12 protein-coding genes are annotated in these 17,992 nt (G+C 65.1%); 5 read left to right on the forward strand and 7 right to left on the reverse strand.

Annotated features, from left to right (window positions below; translation table 11 throughout):
- Positions 1 to 3 precede the first annotated feature (3 nt).
- From cobN to AC1MHZ_RS20790, 3 genes are all read left to right on the forward strand, one after another.
- The gene (gene cobN, locus AC1MHZ_RS20780; RefSeq protein WP_482966861.1) at positions 4 to 3,765 is read left to right on the forward strand and encodes a cobaltochelatase subunit CobN; all 3,762 of its coding nucleotides are present in this window, start codon (positions 4 to 6) and stop codon (positions 3,763 to 3,765) included.
- A 1-nt stretch (position 3,766) separates the two neighbouring features.
- Positions 3,767 to 4,780 carry a magnesium chelatase ATPase subunit I gene (locus tag AC1MHZ_RS20785; protein WP_324814335.1) on the forward strand — a complete coding sequence of 338 codons (1,014 nt, stop codon included), beginning with the start codon at positions 3,767 to 3,769 and terminating at the stop codon, positions 4,778 to 4,780.
- 62 nt (positions 4,781 to 4,842) lie between these two features.
- A complete protein-coding gene (locus tag AC1MHZ_RS20790; RefSeq protein ID WP_084858070.1) occupies positions 4,843 to 5,448 on the forward strand; it encodes a vWA domain-containing protein in 606 nt (201 codons plus the stop codon).
- Positions 5,449 to 5,565: 117 nt separating this feature from the next.
- On the opposite strand, the gene AC1MHZ_RS20795 is transcribed toward AC1MHZ_RS20790, so the two are convergent.
- Positions 5,566 to 5,832, reverse strand: coding sequence for a hypothetical protein (locus AC1MHZ_RS20795; RefSeq protein WP_084858069.1), 267 nt, complete (start codon positions 5,830 to 5,832; stop codon positions 5,566 to 5,568).
- Between the two features lie 333 nt (positions 5,833 to 6,165).
- Here AC1MHZ_RS20795 and AC1MHZ_RS20800 point away from each other — a divergent pair, with 333 nt between their 5' ends.
- The gene (locus AC1MHZ_RS20800) at positions 6,166 to 7,491 is read left to right on the forward strand and encodes a sigma-54 dependent transcriptional regulator (protein WP_465001150.1); all 1,326 of its coding nucleotides are present in this window, start codon (positions 6,166 to 6,168) and stop codon (positions 7,489 to 7,491) included.
- 84 nt (positions 7,492 to 7,575) lie between these two features.
- Here the strand turns inward: AC1MHZ_RS20800 and AC1MHZ_RS20805 are convergent, their stop codons facing one another.
- From AC1MHZ_RS20805 to AC1MHZ_RS20825, 5 genes are read right to left on the reverse strand one after another with little or no spacing between them, the layout of a single operon-like run.
- Complete coding sequence (locus tag AC1MHZ_RS20805) at positions 7,576 to 8,514, reverse strand: NAD-dependent epimerase/dehydratase family protein (protein ID WP_084858067.1); 939 nt, start codon at positions 8,512 to 8,514, stop codon at positions 7,576 to 7,578.
- A 37-nt stretch (positions 8,515 to 8,551) separates the two neighbouring features.
- A complete protein-coding gene (locus AC1MHZ_RS20810) occupies positions 8,552 to 9,592 on the reverse strand; it encodes an HlyD family secretion protein (RefSeq protein ID WP_465001149.1) in 1,041 nt (346 codons plus the stop codon).
- Between the two features lie 7 nt (positions 9,593 to 9,599).
- The gene (locus AC1MHZ_RS20815) at positions 9,600 to 11,735 is read right to left on the reverse strand and encodes a TolC family protein (protein ID WP_482966862.1); all 2,136 of its coding nucleotides are present in this window, start codon (positions 11,733 to 11,735) and stop codon (positions 9,600 to 9,602) included.
- A complete protein-coding gene (locus tag AC1MHZ_RS20820; protein WP_084858065.1) occupies positions 11,736 to 13,064 on the reverse strand; it encodes a glycosyltransferase family 2 protein in 1,329 nt (442 codons plus the stop codon). It abuts the gene before it with no gap.
- Positions 13,065 to 13,074: 10 nt separating this feature from the next.
- Complete coding sequence (locus tag AC1MHZ_RS20825) at positions 13,075 to 14,469, reverse strand: TackOD1 domain-containing metal-binding protein (protein WP_482966863.1); 1,395 nt, start codon at positions 14,467 to 14,469, stop codon at positions 13,075 to 13,077.
- 437 nt (positions 14,470 to 14,906) lie between these two features.
- Between AC1MHZ_RS20825 and AC1MHZ_RS20830 the strand changes: the two genes are divergently transcribed.
- Positions 14,907 to 15,494: a GNAT family N-acetyltransferase gene (locus tag AC1MHZ_RS20830; RefSeq protein ID WP_084858063.1), complete on the forward strand. Its 588-nt coding sequence runs from the start codon at positions 14,907 to 14,909 to the stop codon at positions 15,492 to 15,494.
- Positions 15,495 to 15,557: 63 nt separating this feature from the next.
- On the opposite strand, the gene AC1MHZ_RS20835 is transcribed toward AC1MHZ_RS20830, so the two are convergent.
- Positions 15,558 to 17,933, reverse strand: a complete 2,376-nt coding sequence (locus AC1MHZ_RS20835) for a TonB-dependent receptor (protein WP_482966888.1) — start codon at positions 17,931 to 17,933, stop codon at positions 15,558 to 15,560.
- Between the last annotated feature and the right edge of the window lie 59 nt (positions 17,934 to 17,992).

Here is a 17,992-nt window from a genome sequence, read left to right on the forward strand (position 1 = left end):
CCCATGCACCTGCTGCGGACCCAGCCCGGCGGCTTCGTGCCGGACGACAGCATCGCCGACCTCGGCCAGACGCCGGCCGAGCTGGTGATTCTCTGCAGCGGCGACTCGCACCTGGCGCTGCTCGCCGAAACCGCCGAGCAGTTGCCGGAGGGCTTCCCCAGCCTGCGCCTGGCCAACCCCATGCAGGTGCAGAACCACGCCTCGGTCGACCTTTATGTGGACCAGGTGCTGCGCCATGCGAAGGTGATCCTGGTGTCGTTGCACGGTGGGGTCGGCTATTGGCGCTATGGAGTCGAACAGCTGGTGGCCTTGGCCGCCCGTGGCGTCCAGCTGATCCTGGTGCCTGGGGACGACCGCCCGGACCCTGAACTGACCGGCCTGGGCACGGTGACCGATGCACAGGCCGAACGCCTGTGGCATTACCTGCGCCAGGGTGGCAAGGCCAATGCCCTGAACCTGTTCAACTGCCTGGCCAGCCTGTGGCTGGAGCGCGACTACGCCTGGGAAGAACCGCAACCCTTGCCGCGTACCAGCGTGTACCACCCCGGCAAGCCCAGCGCGACCCTCCAGGATTGGTACGCCCAATGGCACCCCGACCAACCTGTAGCGCCGGTGCTGTTCTATCGATCGCACCTGCAGGCGGCCAACACCTCGTTCGTCGATGTGTTCTGCCAGCGCCTGCAGGCCGCAGGGCTCAACCCGCTGCCGATCGCCGTGGCCAGCCTCAAGGAGGCCGCCTGCCTCGCGCAGGTCGAGGCCTGGCTGGACGAGGCCGGCGCCGAAGTGGTGATCAATACCACCGGTTTTGCCCTGTCCAGCCCGGAGCAGCCCAACCTGCGCCCGCTGCGGCGCGACATCCCGGTGCTCCAGGCGATCTGCGCCCAGGACAACCAGCCGGCCTGGGAGGCCAGCGAACAGGGCCTGGGCGCCCGTGACTTGGCTATGCACATCGTCTTGCCGGAGCTGGATGGGCGTATCATCACTCGGCCGGTCAGCTTCAAGGACCTGGCCTGGCGCAGCGAGCGCAGCCAGTCGGACGTGGTCTGCTACCGCGCCCATCCCGAGCGTATGGACTTCATCGCCGAACTGGCACGTCGCTGGGTGATGCTGGCGCGCCTGCCCAACGCGCAGAAGCGTGTGGCCCTGGTGCTGGCCAACTACCCGACCCGCGACGGGCGCATCGGCAACGGCGTTGGCCTGGATACCCCAGGCGCCGCGCTGAATATCCTCCAGGTCCTGCAGGGGCAGGGCTACCCGGTAGAGGGCCTGCCGCCGAGCGGCACTGCGTTGATCCACCAATTGCTGGGGGGGGTGACCAACGACCTGGACCACCTCGACCAGCGCCCCTGTGCCCAGAGCCTGAGCATGGCCGACTACCAGCAGGCCTTCGCCTCGCTGCCACAGGCCAACCAGCAGGCCGTACTGGAGCGTTGGGGGCCGCCGGAGCAGGACCCGATGTTCCGCAGCGGCCGGATGATGATCGCCGGCCTGCGCTATGGCCTGACCTTTGTCGGCATCCAGCCCGCCCGGGGCTACCAGGTGGACCTCAGCGCGGTCTACCACGACCCGGACCTGGTGCCGCCGCATGGCTACCTGGCGTTCCATTTCTGGCTGCGCAACGGCTATGCCGCCGACGCCGTGATTCATGTCGGCAAGCACGGCAACCTCGAATGGCTACCCGGCAAGGGCGTCGGGTTGTCGGCCGAGTGCTGGCCGGACGCATTGCTTGGCCCGCTGCCGAATATCTATCCGTTCATCGTCAACGACCCGGGCGAGGGTGCCCAGGCCAAGCGCAGAACCCAGGCGGTGATCATCGACCACCTCATGCCGCCGCTGACCCGTGCCGAAACCTACGGCCCGCTGCGCCACCTGGAGCGCCTGGCCGACGAATACTACGACGCACAACTGCTCGACCCGCGTCGGGCCCGCGAACTGCAGCGCGATATCCTCGAGCTGCTCAAGGCCAACCATATCGACCGCGAACTTCAGCTCGAGGGGCAATTGGACGATGCTTCACTGTGGCTGCCACGGTTGGATACCTACCTGTGCGACCTCAAGGAGTCACAGATCCGCGATGGCCTGCATGTGTTCGGGCAGTCGCCGCAAGGGCGTTTGCGCCGCGACACCTTGCTGGCGCTGCTGCGTGTCGAGCGCGGCGATGGCAAAGGCGCCAACGCCAGCCTTGTCCGCGCCCTGGCCAAGGCCATGGCCCTGGGCTTCGACCCGCTGGACTGTGACCTCGGCCAACCGTGGCAGGGGCCGCGCCCGCAACGTTTGCAGGCGCTCGACGACGCGATCTGGCGCACCTGCGGCGATACCCGCGAACGCCTCGAGCTCCTGGCGCTGGTGCTGATCGAGCAGGCCTTGGCGGGGCACCTGCAATTGCCCGGCGAGCCCGCCTGGCAACCGGTCGCGACAGTACTCCAGGCGTTGGTCGACACGCTGGCGCCGACCCTGGATGGCTGTGGTGCAGCGGAAATCGACGGCCTGCTGGCGGCCCTGAGCGGGCGCTTCGTTCCGGCAGGCCCGAGCGGCGCGCCTAGTCGTGGGCGCCTGGATGTGCTGCCCACGGGCCGCAACTTCTATACCGTGGACGTACGCAACCTGCCCACGACCACTGCCTGGCGCCTGGGCTTCGCCTCGGCCAACCTGATTCTCGAGCGCCATCTGCAGGATCATGGTGACCATTTGCGACAGCTCGGCCTGTCGGTGTGGGGCACCGCGACCATGCGCACCGGGGGCGACGACATCGCCCAAGCCTTGGCCTTGATGGGCGTGCGCCCGGTGTGGGCCACCGGCAGCCAGCGGGTCGACGATTTCGAGATCCTGCCCTTGAGCCTCCTCGACCGCCCACGGGTCGACGTGACCCTGCGCGTATCGGGCTTTTTCCGCGATGCCTTCGGCAACCTGATCCGCCTGTTCGACGCCGCGGTACAGGCGGTGGCAGCCTTGGACGAGCCCGAGGATCTCAACCCCCTGGCCGCCCGCGTGCGACGCGAACGCGAGGCGTTGCTGGCCGAAGGCTTGCAGCCCGAGCAAGCCGCGCGCCAGGCCGGCTGGCGGGTCTTCGGCGCCAAGCCCGGCAGCTATGGGGCCGGTGTGCAGAACGCCATCGATGGTCGGCTCTGGCAGACCCGCGACGACCTGGCCGAGGTCTACCTCAACCATGGCGGCTACGCCTATGGCGCCGCTGACGAAGGCACCCCGGCCCGAGCCCCGTTCGCCCGGCGCCTGGGCCAGGTGCAAGCGGTGCTGCACAACCAGGACAATCACGAGCACGACCTGCTCGATTCCAACGACTACTACCAGTTCCAGGGCGGCATGCTCGCAGCCTCCGAAACCCTGGCCGGCAGAACGCTGGCCAGCTACCACGGCGACCACAGCCAGGCCGACCGTCCACGCATCCGGACCCTCAAGGAAGAACTGAACCGGGTGATCCGCGCCCGGGCCTTGAACCCCAAGTGGATCGACGGTGCCAAGCGCCACGGCTACAAAGGTGCTTTCGAGCTGGCGGCGACGGTCGACAACCTGTTCGCCTTCGACGCCACCACGCACCTGATCGACGACCACCATTACCAGTCCCTGGCCGATGCCTATGTGCTCGACCCCGCGACCCGTGACTTCATGCGCCAGCACAATCCCGAGGCCCTGCGCGACCTCACCGAGCGCTTGCTCGAAGCCCAGCAGCGCGGCTTGTGGGAGACGCCGGGTGACTACCGCCAAGCGCTCGAAGAGCAATTGCTCGATGGCGAGGAACAAGCCTGAAATGAATGACCCCTTGCAATTCCCGCTGGCCGCCGTAGTGGGGGCCGACGAACTCAAGCTGGCCCTGTGCCTGACCGCCATCGACCCCAAGATCGGGGGTGTGCTGATCGAAGGCCCCCGGGGCATGGCCAAGAGCACGCTGGCCCGCGGCCTGGCCGACCTGCTGCAAGCGCCTGGGCACACACCGCCGTTCGTGACCCTGCCACTGGGTGCCACCGAGGAACGCTTGGTCGGCACCCTGGACCTGGATGTCGCGCTGGGGCAGGGCAAGGCGCAGTTTTCTCCCGGCGTGTTGGCCCAGGCCGATGGCGGCGTGCTCTACGTCGATGAGGTCAACCTGTTGCCCGACCCATTGGTGGACCTGCTGCTGGACGTAGCCGCCAGCGGCACCAACCGCATCGAGCGCGATGGTATCTCGCACCGTCACGACGCCCGCTTCGTGCTCATCGGCACCATGAACCCTGAGGAAGGCGAGCTGCGCCCGCAGCTGCTCGACCGCTTCGGCCTGAACGTCGCCCTCGAAGGCCTGCCGCCGCCAGAGGCCCGGCAGCAGATCATTCGCCGCCGGTTGGCCTTCGACAGCGACCCGCAGGCGTTCTGCACGCAGTGGGCCGATGCCCAGGCGCAGCTGCGCGAGCGCTGCCAGGCTGCACGTCAGCGCCTGGCGCAGATTCCGCTGGATGACCAGGCCCTGGCCTGGATCACCGAAGGCTGCTTCAGTGCAGGGGTCGACGGCCTGCGTGCCGACCTGGTCTGGTTACGCGCGGCTCGGGCCCACGCAGCCTGGCGAGGGGGGGAGACGATCGAGCAGGGCGACGTGCAGGCCGTGGCGGAATTCGCCTTGCGCCATCGGCGCCGCGAGCTGCCGACGGCCGATGCCCCGACCACAGCGCCGGCCCCGAGCGGTGGCCATGCAGGCCCTCAGGGCGGTGAGGGCGACTGGGGCGCGTTGGCACCGCAGGCGGTCGGCAGCGGTGTCCGGCGCGAGGTGCCGAACTGGGCAAAAAAGCCCTGAGCATCCGCCCGCCCGCTGCACAGGCGGCGGATGCCAGGCCCCAGGCAGGAGCGCTCGCCGGTGTGACCCGGGGCCGGGCCCGTAATGGTGGTTCGGCGCGGGTCGCCTGGCTGCCCACCTTGCTCAAAGGGCGACCGCGGCAACGCCAGGACCTGTGCTGGCAACAGCGCCAGGCCAAGGCGCCGGAGCTGTGGCTGGTGATCGTCGACGCCTCGGCGTCCACCCGGCGCAACCAGGCGCTGGCCCAGGCCAAGGGCCTGCTGGCCGAGCTGTTCGACCAGGCCTACCGTCAGCGTGCCCGCCTGGCCCTGCTGACGGCCAGCGGTGGTGCGCCGCGCTGGCAGCGTCATGGGCTCAAGGCATCGGCGGCGCTGCAGCCGTGGTTGCAGGCACTCGGTGCAGGCGGCGGTACGCCATTGATCGCTGCATTGGAAGAAGCGCGCCGCTGGTTGCTGGCGCGTGAAAAGCGACACCCTCAGGAAACCCGGCGCTGCCTGGTCGTCACCGATGGTCGCCTGCAGCGTTGGAGCCCGCTGCACCCGATGCCGTGCGCGACGGTGCTGGTGGACATCGAACGGGCGGCGGTGCGTGTGGGGCGGGGGCAGCAACTGGCGGCGCAACTGCAGGCCGATTATCGACACATCGAGCAGTTCAAGCCGTTGGCTTGAACGTGCTGAAGACGTGCGGGCTGCGACAATAAGCCGCAAATAAAAAGTTGCCGACAGGGCAGAGGAAAAGTTGCACAAGTGCGTGAGCGGGCCACGCACATGTGTGGGGCGTCGATATTATTCAGGCATCGACCAGGGTTGCAGGTCATAACCTTTTTCGCAAAGTTCGGCACGCACTTCCTCGATCAAGCTGGCCCATTGCGCAGGGTCGGAATAGATACGCGAGGATACTTGCTTGCTGCCGATACGCGTGCTGGTCCGGTCGATCACTGCCAGGCTCAGCTCACCAGTACCATTGGGTGCATCCCAGGCTACGCACTGGAAGGGTTCGAAGGCGTGGTCGGCGATCAGCAGTGCTTCGTTGACACGGAGCGGGGCGTTCATGGTTCGGTCTCTCTATGGTCCCAAACAGCGAAGTGATGTCCGCGTTGCTTGATATCCAGAGATGCGCAGCGCGGGGTTATTCGTACTGATGCTCCAAGTTGGGGTTGAAGTCACACAGCCATTAAAAAATTTTTCAAAGGGTACGCGATAAGTAGCGCAACCTGTGCGCCTGTGACGCCCGAAACTTCCAAAGATTCCCAGATGACCGGTAGGTGACCACCATTGGCGGACAAACGGTCGTGGGGTGGTCGAGGTTCATTGCTACTGTTAATTCGGACGTTGCAACTTACTGTTTCTACTTAAAAAACCACTTTCTGGCGCCAAGGAACAGTCATGCCCGAACCGACCGCTCAACGCCGCCTGCTGATCGTCGACCCGTGCGACGATTGCCACCGTCTACTACCGGGCCTGCGCAGCGTCGGTTGGGATGTCCACAGCTGTACCCTGGCCTCGGCCCTGGAACAGCCGTGCGATGTCGGCCTAATGCGCCTGCAGCCTTCGCACCTGCGCCATCCCGAGGCGGTCAAGGACCTCATCACCCGCAGCAACACCGAATGGATCGCTGTGCTCAGCGCCGAAGAGCTGCGTACGCAGAACATCGGTGATTTCGTTTGCGAGTGGTTTTTCGATTTTCATACCTTGCCGTTCGACGTATCGCGGGTCCAGGTCACCCTCGGACGGGCCTTTGGCATGGCGCGTCTGCGTGGCAAGGGTTCGGTGCGGGTCGACGAGCCTGAGCACGAACTGCTCGGCGACAGCCGGCCTATCCGCGAACTGCGCCGCCTGCTTGGCAAACTGGCGCCCACCGAGTCGCCAGTGCTGATCCGGGGAGAGAGTGGTACGGGCAAGGAGCTGGTGGCTCGTACTCTGCATCGCCAGTCGCAACGTAGCGACAAACCGTTCATTGCCATCAATTGCGGCGCCATCCCCGAGCACCTGATCCAGTCGGAACTGTTCGGCCATGAAAAAGGCGCCTTTACCGGTGCCCACCAGCGCAAGGTAGGGCGTATCGAGGCGGCCAACGGCGGTACGCTGTTTCTCGACGAGATCGGCGACCTGCCTTTGGAGCTGCAGGCCAACCTGCTGCGGTTCCTGCAGGAAAAACACATCGAGCGGGTCGGCGGGGACCAACCTATCCCCGTGGACGTCCGGGTACTGGCCGCAACCCATGTGGACCTGGAGAAGGCGATCCTCCAGGGGCGCTTTCGAGAAGACCTCTACTACCGGCTGAATGTGTTGCAGGTGGTCACCGCGCCACTGCGTGACCGGCATGGCGACCTGTCGATGCTGGCCAGCCATTTCGCCCAGTTCTACAGCGTGGAGACCGGCAGGCGCCCACGCTCGTTCAGTGACCATGCATTGGCAGTCATGGGTCGCCACGACTGGCCCGGAAACGTTCGCGAGCTGGCCAACCGGGTACGGCGCGGCCTGGTGCTGGCCGAAGGGCGGCAGATCGAGGCGCAGGACCTGGGGCTACAGGGTACCGAGCAGGAAGATCAGCCCCTGGGCACCCTGGAGGACTACAAGCACCGCGCTGAACGCCAGGCGCTGTGTGACGTGCTCGATCGGCACAGTGACAACCTCAGTATTGCCGCCAAGGTGCTCGGCGTGTCCCGGCCCACCTTCTACCGGCTGCTGCACAAGCACCAGATCCGCTGAGGTCAAGAAAACAGCGTGTTTGCCGTAGCAGCTTTGATGGCTGTGAGATCGCGCGCCGCCCCGAAAGTGTCACGGCGAGTGCCCCTAGCACTTGAGGCTGGCCAACAGGCGCGTCAACCCTTGCTCCAGGCCCGTTACCGTCGGTAGGGTGAACTGGCCCAGCAGGCGGCTGTTGTCGGCACGGGAATGTCGGATATCGCCCGGGCGCTCGGCATCGTAGCGCAGTTCTGGAGACTTGCCGGTGGCCTGGCTCAAGGCCGCGACCAGGTCGTTGAGGCTGGTGGCGCGGTTGAGCCCGACATTCACAGGCTCCGGGCAGGGCGCAGGGCTTTCCAGGGCCTGGATCAGGACCTGCACCAAGTCGGCGACATAGACGAAGTCGCGGGTCTGCTCGCCATCGCCGAAGATGGTGATCGGGCTGTCGGCGTTCACCCGCTCGCTGAAGATGCTGATGACCCCGGAATAGGGCGAACTTGGGTCCTGGCGCGGGCCGAAGATGTTGAAAAAGCGCAGGATCACCGGCTCCAGCCCGTGCTGGCGCTGGTAGAACCCTAGGCAATGCTCGCTGGCGAGCTTGTCGATGGCGTAGGGGGTCAACGGCATCTTGGGGGTGTCTTCATGGATGGCACTGCCTTGGCCGTTGCTGCCGTAGATGGCCGCGCTGGAGGCGAACACCACCCGCTTGATCGCTCGCTCACGCATTGCCTCGCACAGGTTCAAGGTACCGATGAAGTTGCTTTGGTGGGTGCGCAGTGGGTCGTCCACCGACGCCTGCACCGATGCCACGGCGGCCAAGTGGACCACCGCGGTGCAATGCTTCAGGGTCTGGGCCACCGTCTCGGCATCGGCGACATCGCCGATGATCACGCTCAGGCGTGGGTTGTCGACGGGCAGGTTGCTCAGCTTGCCCGTCGACAGGTCGTCCAGTACCCGCACGCAGTAACCCTTTTCCAACAGGGCTTCGACCAGGTGCGAGCCGATGAAGCCGGCCCCACCGGTAACCAGGATTTTTTCGGAAGGGATTTGATGCTTACTCCACGATTGGATGAGACCTGCCGGGTCAGTCGAAGCCCAAGGTGCGCTTCCAGTTTGTGGGGAAGCGTACATGCAAGGGCAACTGGTCGATGCGCCAGCGCGCCGACAGTGGCTGGTCGAAGCGCGCCGCCACCTGCAGGCCCATCTCGCTGGCGGCGAACGGGCCGCGCAGCACCACTGGCGTGCGGCCGGCGCTGTCCACCGCCTGCACCACATGGGCGTCGAGCCAGTTGCCGTCCGGCATACGGACCTGCAGCGGCTGGCCGACCCCGGCGTAGCCGATGTTGTGAGGCTCCAGGTAGATCCACAGCAGCGGATCGCCGACGCGCTCCAGGCGCATCAGCAACGTGCCCGGGCCGACATTTTCACCCGGCGTAACCAGTACCTCGGCAATACGCCCTGGCTCGGGGGCGACCAGCGACAGCGCCTGCAAACGGGTCTGCAGCCATTGCCGTTCGGCGTTCTGCTCGATCAGCTGGCGATCGAATTCGCGCGGTTGGCGGGTCAGCTGTTCGCGGCGCTCGAAGGCTGCCAGCTCGGCCTGGCGCCGGTCCTGTTCCGCCTGCGCGGCCATCAGTTCGCCGCGGGTGGCCGCGCCTTGGGCGAGCAGGGCAGACAGTTCTCGTACCCGCTGGCCGGCACGCCCGGCGCTGGCACGCAGCGACTGCCTTTCGCGGCTCACCCATTCGGAGTCGGTGGCAGTTGGCATCTCGGTGGGCATGGCGGCCAGTTGTTGCAGGCGTACGCGCCATTCCGGGTTGTCCAGGTTCACCAGCAACTGGCCGGGCTGGACCTGCTCGCCGGCCGTTACATGCAATCGCTCGACCCTGCCGGCATCACGGGCGCGCACTTCCTCGATGGGCAGGCGCAATTGCGCCGGGGCATCGATCAACACCAGGCTGAACAAGAGCTTGCCCAGCAACCACAGCAGCGGGCTGGCGACCAGGAACAGGATCAGGTACCAACGCAGGCGAAACGCCATGCGCTTGCCCGGTGCGTAGAGCACCTTCAAGCCATGGTCATGGGTCGGGTTCAGTTCCTTGGGGCTGTCAAAGCGAATGTTCATGGGCCGTTCACCGTTTGGGATAGTCAGCCCAGGCTTGCCAGTCGATCCCGGCGATGCCCTGGGGGGATAAGTGTTTGCGCCACGTAGCGACCTGTTGTTGCAAGTGCGCCGGCGTCTGCCCGGCCCAGCTCTCGCTCTTGAGCAACTGCGGTTCGACGCTCTGGGCCAGGCGGAAGCGCAGGTCGGGCCAACGCTTGGCGATGGCGTTGGCCCGCTGGATGCCACGCTCGCTGTTGCTGGTGTAGATCATCACGCTCACCTGGCGTACGCCGAGGCCGGGCAAGGCACAGGGCACGCAGGTCTTGGCGGGCGGGTCGGGTTCGAACCAGCGTGGGTGGCTGGCGATTTCTACTGGCCATGGACTGGCCTGTACGGCGGCCTTGAGCGTGTCCAGCCAATCGCGCAGGCGTTGCTCGGGCACCGGCCAGCCGAGCTGTTCGACTTCAAGGTCCAGGTGCAGGCTGTCGAAGGCCAGGCCGTCGAGTTTCTTGACCAGTTCGATCAGTTCATGACGCTGGGCCGGTTCGATCCAACTGGGGTCGCCGAGCAGCAGGCTCACTTGAAGACCTTGGCGCGAGGCTTGCGCGAGCAGTTGCTCCAGGGCCTGGCGGGTGGCAGACAGGTTGCGCACCTGCGCCGCATCCAGGCCCAGGTAGATCTTCTGCATGCCGGCCTGCTGCAAAGCTTGCAGTTCGGCAGGGCGACGGCGTGGCTCGAGCAGCGCAGCACTGTTCCAGACATAGGTGCCCTGGTTCCAGCCGTCAGTGCGAACGGGCGCGTCGCGCACGGCGGAGATGGGCAGCAGCGGAGCAGCCGCGGCCAGGGTCAGCGGGGCCGGGGAGCTGTCCAGAGCGGTCCACTGCTGCCGCTCGCGCCCCAGCAGTTGCTCGGCCTGGGGCGCATCTTCGAGCAGCAGGTCGAGGTTGGCCTGGCGCAACCAGGCGGCGTGCCAGGCCGCGATCAGGTCCAGGCCGCTCTGGTAGTAGAGCCGCTGGGCCATCAGTTGCCCATCGAAACCATCGTCGCCACCGCCGATGTTGCGCCGTTTTTCCTCTTCCAGGGCCTGGGCGACGACGCTGCGCTGCTGGCGCCGCTGCTCGAGGGTGAGCTGCCCGGCGCGCTGTGCACGCAGTGCCTTGTTGAGCTCAAGGCCCAGTGCCTGGCGTTCTGCCTCGAGGCGTTCGCTGGCCGCATCATAGCGGGCCTGGGCCAGTTGCTTGCGCGCACGGCTGTTGCCGACCACGTCGAAGGGCATGGAGAAGTTCAACGCCACCAACAGGCCGCTGCCGGACTTGTCCGAGCCGCTGCGGTACTCCTTGCTGCCAGCAAGGATCACATCCGAGTCGATGGCGTTGTACCAAGGGCTGTCACGCTGGGCGTCGGCCTGGGCGAGCAGGTTCTGCTTCTCGCTGATACGGGGATGGCGGCCCAGCACGGCTTGCCAGCGATCGAGCGGCTCCGGCGCCAGGGCCAGGGGTTCGGCCGCCGCCTGGGCGCCCTCGGGTACCGGTTGGCCGCTGAGCAGGGCAAGGTCGGCGCGTATGTCCGCCTCCAGCTGGGGTAGCCCATCGCAACGCTGGGTCATGGCCTGCCATTCACTCAGGCGCAGTTGTGCCTGGGAGTCGCGCAGCCAGCCTTTTTCACGGCGCATACGGATCTTGCCCGCGGCATCCGAGGCACCGGCATTGAGCGATCGGCACAGCACAAGCTCCTGTTGCGCCCGCCACCAGTCGGCATAGGCGCTGCGCAATGCCAGACGCCGGCTGGAACGCTCCAGGGCCTGGCGCATCTGCTGGCGTTGTTGCTCGTACTGGTTGTTCTCCAGCAGCTCGAGCTGACGGTTGAGGCTGCCAAGCAGGGGGTGGCGTACCCCCAGGTTGAGGTTGCGCCCATAGTAGTCATCGCGGATGTCTTCGGTGACCAGCTCTTCGAAGCGGCCGACGCTGGCGCCGGCGAATACCTGCCAGCCGGCGCGGTCTTCGTGCAGCTTGGCTTCGGCCTGCAAGGCGCGTAGGTCGGCCGCGCCGGCCCGGGTCAGGGGGTTGTCCTGCTGCCTGTCGAGCAGTTCCTGCAGGGTCAAGAGCTGCCCTTGGGCCAGACCGCTGGTCATGGACAAGGTCAATACCAGGAGAAATGAACGCATCTAGAACCTCGTGGCTTTCTTGAGGACCCACCAAGGCGCCATGCTGCTTTCCTCATGGCCGCGACGGAAAATTTCATTGAGCATGGCCACCGCGCTCCAGCAGCGCATGACCAGCATGAACAACGGGAATACCGGCACCAGCACGGCCAGGCGTGCATCCTGGCGTGGCCGGTCGGACACCATCAGCAGCATCACCAGGAACAGCACCAAGGTGATCGACAGGTACAGCAGGTAGATCAACGCCGCGAGCACAAACAGCGTGGTGCCCGGCAGCACGAACACGGCCAGCAGCAGGTAGCCGAGAATGATGAACGGCAGTACCAGCTGGAAGAAGAAGCCGCTGAGCAGGATCATGATGAAGGTCGGCCAGCCCAGCAGCGACGGGGTGATGTTGTGGTTGTGCTTGCGCACATAGAGGAAGAACAGGTCGCCGTCCCAGCGCAGGCGCTGCATGAGGAATTGGCGGAAGGTCACGGGCGCGTCGGTGTGCCCGATGGCCTGGGGCTCGAAGGGAATGCGCAGGTCGTGGCGGGCGAAGTAGCTCTTGATTCGCAGGGTCAGGTCCAGGTCTTCTGCGGTGTGGGTGTTCCAGCCGCCGATCTTGACCAGGAAGCTGCGCCTGAACGCGCCGAAGGCACCGGACACGTTGTTGACCAGGTTCCATTCTGCCAGGCCGATCTTGGACATGTGAATCGACAGCAAGTATTCCAGCGCCTGCATCGCCGTCGACACCGACGCCCAGGTGTTGCGTACTCGCAGGCTGCCGGCCACCGCCGGTACCGAAGGGTCGGCGAAATGACGGACGATCGAGCTGACCATGTTGTTGTCGAACGAGGTGTCGCCATCGAGGGCCATGACGATTTCGCCACTGGCCAGCGACAGCCCCGCATTGAGCGACGATACGCGCCCGCCGCGCTGCCATTTGGCGATCGGCCGCAGGTGGCGCTTGGGATACAGGTGCGAATCGAGGCGGAAGCTGCGCACGGCCTGCAGCGTCGGCTGGTTGACGGTGGCGCCATCGACCACGGGTATCAACTCGATGTGCCCCGGGTAGGTCTGTTCGCACAAACTGAGCAGGGTCTTCTGTACATCCATCCCTTCGCTGTAGCAGGTGATGATGCACGAGACCCGTGGGCGGTACAGGGACGCCTGGGGCGTGGAGGCGTGGCGGCGCACGAACCAGCGCAGTACGCCCAGCAACACCAGCAGGGTCAGGGGCAGTTCCAGCATCAGGAAGTAGGGAAACAGCATCAGGAACACGCGGCTCAGGCCATCGGGCCCGGTCAGCGGGTACAACGCGTTGTACAGCTGCTCGAAAAACGGCGGCATGGCGCTCTCCTCATGCCAGCCCGCTGGCCACGCGGGCCAGCAGCAGTTCGGCATTCTCGTCGCCATGAAGGTCCTGGGGAGCGGTCAGGCTGGAGATGCGCAGGCTGATGCTGCTCACCTCGGGGTCGCTGAACAGCTCCGCGACTTGACCCAGGCGCCGCTTGACCGTCTCCAGCCCATCTGCACCGGTATGGGGCAGCAAGACCCAGAGAATTTCCTCCGTGCCACGCGAGCAGCGGTCGGTTTCGCGCAGCACTTCCTGCAGGCGTGCCACCAGGCTGTCGATGAAGGCGTGCCCGCGGTGTTCGCCCAGGCGCAGGAGCGTCTGGCCGAGGTTGATGAAACGCAGGCCCAGTACCGAGAAGGTCGAAGTGTCATAGCGCCGCACGATCTGCAATTGCCAGCTCAGCAGGTCGTGGAAGGCGCGTCCGCCCAGCAGGTTCAGCCGGTTGAAGTGGCTGATGTCGCCGCTCGCGCTGTCCAGCCCCTGGCGGCAGCGCAGGCGACCGGCCTCGGTCAGCCTGTAGTGGCGTATCTCACGGACGCGCAAGCGCTCCGGTGCATGGGCCTGGCCACAATCCATGCAGCGTGCTTGCACGGTGGCGTCGACGAAGAACGCCTTGCAGCTGCGGCAGCAGTAGTTTTCCAGGGGGCGATCGTAATCGCTGCCAATGTGGCGCAGCTGCTTGAGGCAGTTGGGGCACAGCAGCATCGCGTTCTTCAGAAACGCATCCTGGGGCGCCACGTGGCCGCAGGTGAAGCAGTGCAGCGCCGGTTGCCGGGAAATGTCCAGGTCCTGGCATTCGGGGCAGACGTCGACGAAATTCAAACGCCCGCTGCCGCATTCGCCACACAGGCGGATGCGGTCGAGCATGTCGCCTTCCTCGAGCCAGTCTTGCTGCGCCATCAGGCTCAGCCAGGCAAAGCTGTTGACATGCTCTTCACCGGCCAGGGCCTCGAGCAGCGGGTAGCGGTAGTGCTGGGCGACATGCGGGTCGCGCACGGCGAGGATCTGCGCACTGGCGCGCATCCACAGCCAGGCCAGTATACGGCCCTCGAAGCGATCGGCAGCCAGCGATGACTCGAAGCGGGCAAAGCGCGACTGCCACAATTGCCAGCGCATGGACAATTCGTTCTGGTCCGCAGGCACCGGCCCATCGCTCAGCGCGTGGCAGCCATCGTCCAGGTCGCGGCAACAGTAGATCAGGTGGAAACGGTAGGGGCTGTCGTTGCGTAAAGCATGCAGGGAGCGGTTGGCAACCGCGGCGGGCTGGTCGATCAACAGCACATCGAATAAAGGCGCGGCCAGCAGGTTGTCCAGGTCGGCGAAGCAGTCCAGTGTCGCGCCCCCATGGCTCGACACCAGCCCGCCCAGTACCGCGATACGAGGAGTCGGGTTCGGCATGTCGTATTTCCTTGTAGGTCCAAAGAACAACGTGCAGCCAGAAACCCGGCGACTATAGAGTGAGCGTCAAAAACCTGCTAATAATTTTTAGTGATTAGCAAATATGACGTTAATTTGACTTTCCTGGCGAGCAGTAGGCTCACGGCTGAGACACGGTGGTTCAGCGATTTAGCGTGAATACTTAGGAAACGTGGTGAGAAAAGCCCTTTTTCGTTAGAAAAATGACGGCATCAAAACACACCCTTGTGCGCATACCTGGGCAGGTTTCTTTCTTGCTGCGACGGCACAGGGCATCGCGAGGCAGAGGCCTTGCGTTGCCTGGGTACGTCACGCCAGTGCCTCGGGACGACGTGTTGGGGTTGCAACCGGCAAACGGATTGAAATGGCCCTGATCAGACCGTTATAAGGACGCTTCCATCCCTTTTGGAACCCTACCCATGACCGTTGAATTTCGTCCGGCGCGCCGCTCGGATGCCCGTGATATCGCCCGGCTGTTCCAGATCACTTCCGAAGGGGTGGCCGATTACATCTGGAGCCAGCTGGCCGAGCCAGGGCAGGCTTTACTGGATGTCGGTGCCATCCGTTATGCCCGGGACGATGTGGATTTTTCGTACCAGAACTGCCTGATCGCCGAAGCACAAGGGCGGGTGATCGGCATGATGCACAGCTATGCGATGTATCACGACCCGGAAGCCGAGCCTGTGACCGACCCAGTGCTGGCACCCTACGCCGACATGGAAGTACCGGACACGCTTTACATTTCCAGCTTGGCGCTGCATGACGGTTGGCGTAACCAGGGCCTGGGCGCGCGCTTTCTCGAACTCGCCCAGGCACGTGCCGACCAACTGGGGCTCAAAGGCCTGAGCCTGATCGACTATGCCGAGAACACCGGGGCACGGCGCTTCTATGAGCGCAAGGGCTTCGGCATCGTCAAGACCTGCCGGATCGCGCCACATCCGATGGTTCGAGTGTCGGGGGACGCCTATCTGATGTATCGGCCCAGCGCCGGTGCCGTGCAGGCCTGACATCGACCCTGGTATTCGATGCCGGCCACCGGGTTCGCAACGGGCCCGGCGGCCGGAACGGTATCACCAGTTGTGCGTATAGCTGGCCGTCAGCACGGTCCCGGGTGCTGGCAGGTGGCTGGTGTTGTTGTTATTGCGCAGCAATTGGCTGTAGAGCGGGTAGTAGTCACGATTGAACAGGTTCTGGATGCCGATGCTCACCTGGTCATCGGGGGTTAGCCGATACTGGCTCACCAGGTCCACTGTCGTGTAGGTGCTGACCTGATGGCGGCCGAAGCTGTCGACACCATCGAGGCGATAGTCCTTGGAATCGAAGAACGTGGCCTGGAGCCGGTTGTTCCATTCGAAGGTCGGCTTGTACTGGATGTAGGCGGTCAGCTTCAACGGCGGCACGCGATAACCGGTCATGTCCTGCCAGCCCTTGCCGTCCGGCTTCTCGCGCCCTTGCATCCAGGTCGCGCTACCGCCTGCGCCCCACACTTCGTCATCGGCGAGCCAGTCTGCACTGGCTTCGACGCCGTACACACGCTCTTTGGTCCGGGTGAGAATCAGGCCGTTGTTGAAGCTTTGTACATCGCCCAGCTTGGAGGTGGTGTAGAACAGCGCCAGGGTACCCAGGGTGTTGCTGCCCAGCTCGCCGCGCCAGCCAAGCTCGTAGTTGTTGGTCTTGACCGGCTCCAGGTTCGAAGCGCCGAGGTCGAAACCACGGCGCGCATTGCGCAGCTGGATACCGATGTCAGGCAACTGGAAGCCCTGGCTGAAGGAGGCGTAGAGCTCCTGGCCGGCGACCGGCGAATAGACGATGCCGATGTTCGACAGCAGCGCATCGTAGTCGATGTCGCCGCCCTTGACCGTGGCCGGCGAAGCCGCCTTGGATTCGGACAATGGCACGAAGTCATCGAACTTGGCCGTGGAATACTCGTAGCGCAGGCCGCCGTCGATCGACCAATGTTCGTTGAAACGGTGTTGCAGCTGGGCGAACGCGCCAGCGCTTCGGGTTTTGAGCGGCGGCATGTAGGTAAGCTTGCCGGTCTTGTCGAACACCAGGCCGCCACTGGCGTCGTAGGCGTCCGGGTCGAACACGTCCAGCGGCATGTCGCTGCGTTCCTGGTTGTAATCGCCGCCCCACACCAGTTCGGTGTTGCCGCTCTCGCCAAGCGGGGTGCGCAGGGTCAGGCGGCTGCCGAACACTTCGCTGTTCTGCATCACCTGGTCGACATTGCCGCCACGGGTTGCGACGGCGCGGGCGTCGAAGGGGGTGAAGCGGGTGAAATAGTCCCGGTAGTACAGCTGGGCGGAGAGCCGGCTGCCGAGAATGTCCAGGTTCTCGTACTCAAGGTTCACCAAGGTGTTGCGAATGCGGTTCTGCTCGTCCAGGTCCAGGCCTTTGATCGCATTGGCCGGGACCGAACCTGGCGGGAGCTTGGCAACGCTCGGGTCGGTGGCGTAGTCGGTGTCCTGGCGTGCGTCGTAGTGGCTGACTGCGAGCTGGACCCGTTGGTCCTCGTCGATGTGCAGCCCGAGCTTGCCCCCTATGTTGTAGATGTTCGAGTCGAACAGGTCGCCCTGGCTGGGTTCGGGCGCGATGCGGTCGCCGTTCGCATCGTACGAGGCGCCGACGTGGCGGGTACCGAAATCGAACGCGTAGTCCACCGCCCCCTGGGAGCCTGCAACGTACTGCTGGAACTGGCCGCCCAGCCCGTCGCTGCCCAGGCGGGTCAGGGGCGAGGTGGCGCTCAAGCTGGTTTCGGCCCGGAACTCGCCGCCAGCGGGGCGGGTGGTGATGGAAATGATGCCGCCGGTGGCGCCACTGCCATAGATGGCGCTGCTGCCGCGAATGACTTCGACCCGCTCGATCAGGGCAGGGTCGATATTGGCCAGGTTGCGCGAGGAGTCGCGGTTGGTATTGAGTGGCACGCCATCGACCATGATCAGCATGCTGCGCCCGCGCAGGGTCTGGCCGTATTCGGTGATGGTGCGGCTGGAGTCGGACATGCCTGGGACCACCTTGGCCAGCACCGTGGCCAGGCTGTCGGAACCCTGGCGCAGCTCCTGCAACTGGGCGTGGTCGATGACAGTGGACTGGCGGGTGGCCGAGACCAGGTCGCTGCTGGTGCGTGAGGCGGTGATTTCCATTTGCGCCATTTCCAGAGGTTGGCTCGGCGCGGCTGCGGCGGCTTCCTGGGCCGCGCTGGACGGAACGATGATGAAGGTGTGTTCGTCCTTGGCTTGCGCTTGCAGGCCGCTGTCCTGAAGCAACTTCTGCAGGGCTTCCTCCGGCGTGAACCGGCCTTTGATCCCAGGGGCCTGGCGGCCTGCACCCAGGTCGCCGGCAAAGATGATCTGCACCGAGGACTGGTGGGCGAGGGTGTTGATGGCCTGGCCGAGCGGGGCGGCGGGTAGGTCCACATCTACCTTTTCCCGACCCTGGGCCGACATCGCGATGAGCAGGCTGCTGGCCAGCAACGACAGGCGTAGGGAGCGATTCTTGAAAGAAG

The sequence above is a fragment of the Pseudomonas sp. FA-1 genome, from assembly GCF_056856075.1.

Bases quoted from the DNA above. Each gene is read 5' to 3' on its own strand.
- cobN (WP_482966861.1), top strand. From the start codon at position 4: ATGCACCTGCTGCGGACCCAGCCCGGCGGCTTCGTGCCGGACGACAGC.
- AC1MHZ_RS20785 (WP_324814335.1), top strand. From the start codon at position 3,767: ATGAATGACCCCTTGCAATTCCCGCTGGCCGCCGTAGTGGGGGCCGAC.
- AC1MHZ_RS20795 (WP_084858069.1), bottom strand. From the start codon at position 5,832: ATGAACGCCCCGCTCCGTGTCAACGAAGCACTGCTGATCGCCGACCAC.
- AC1MHZ_RS20800 (WP_465001150.1), top strand. From the start codon at position 6,166: ATGCCCGAACCGACCGCTCAACGCCGCCTGCTGATCGTCGACCCGTGC.
- AC1MHZ_RS20810 (WP_465001149.1), bottom strand. From the start codon at position 9,592: ATGAACATTCGCTTTGACAGCCCCAAGGAACTGAACCCGACCCATGAC.
- AC1MHZ_RS20815 (WP_482966862.1), bottom strand. From the start codon at position 11,735: ATGCGTTCATTTCTCCTGGTATTGACCTTGTCCATGACCAGCGGTCTG.
- AC1MHZ_RS20820 (WP_084858065.1), bottom strand. From the start codon at position 13,064: ATGCCGCCGTTTTTCGAGCAGCTGTACAACGCGTTGTACCCGCTGACC.
- AC1MHZ_RS20825 (WP_482966863.1), bottom strand. From the start codon at position 14,469: ATGCCGAACCCGACTCCTCGTATCGCGGTACTGGGCGGGCTGGTGTCG.
- AC1MHZ_RS20830 (WP_084858063.1), top strand. From the start codon at position 14,907: ATGACCGTTGAATTTCGTCCGGCGCGCCGCTCGGATGCCCGTGATATC.
- AC1MHZ_RS20835 (WP_482966888.1), bottom strand. From the start codon at position 17,933: ATGTCGGCCCAGGGTCGGGAAAAGGTAGATGTGGACCTACCCGCCGCC.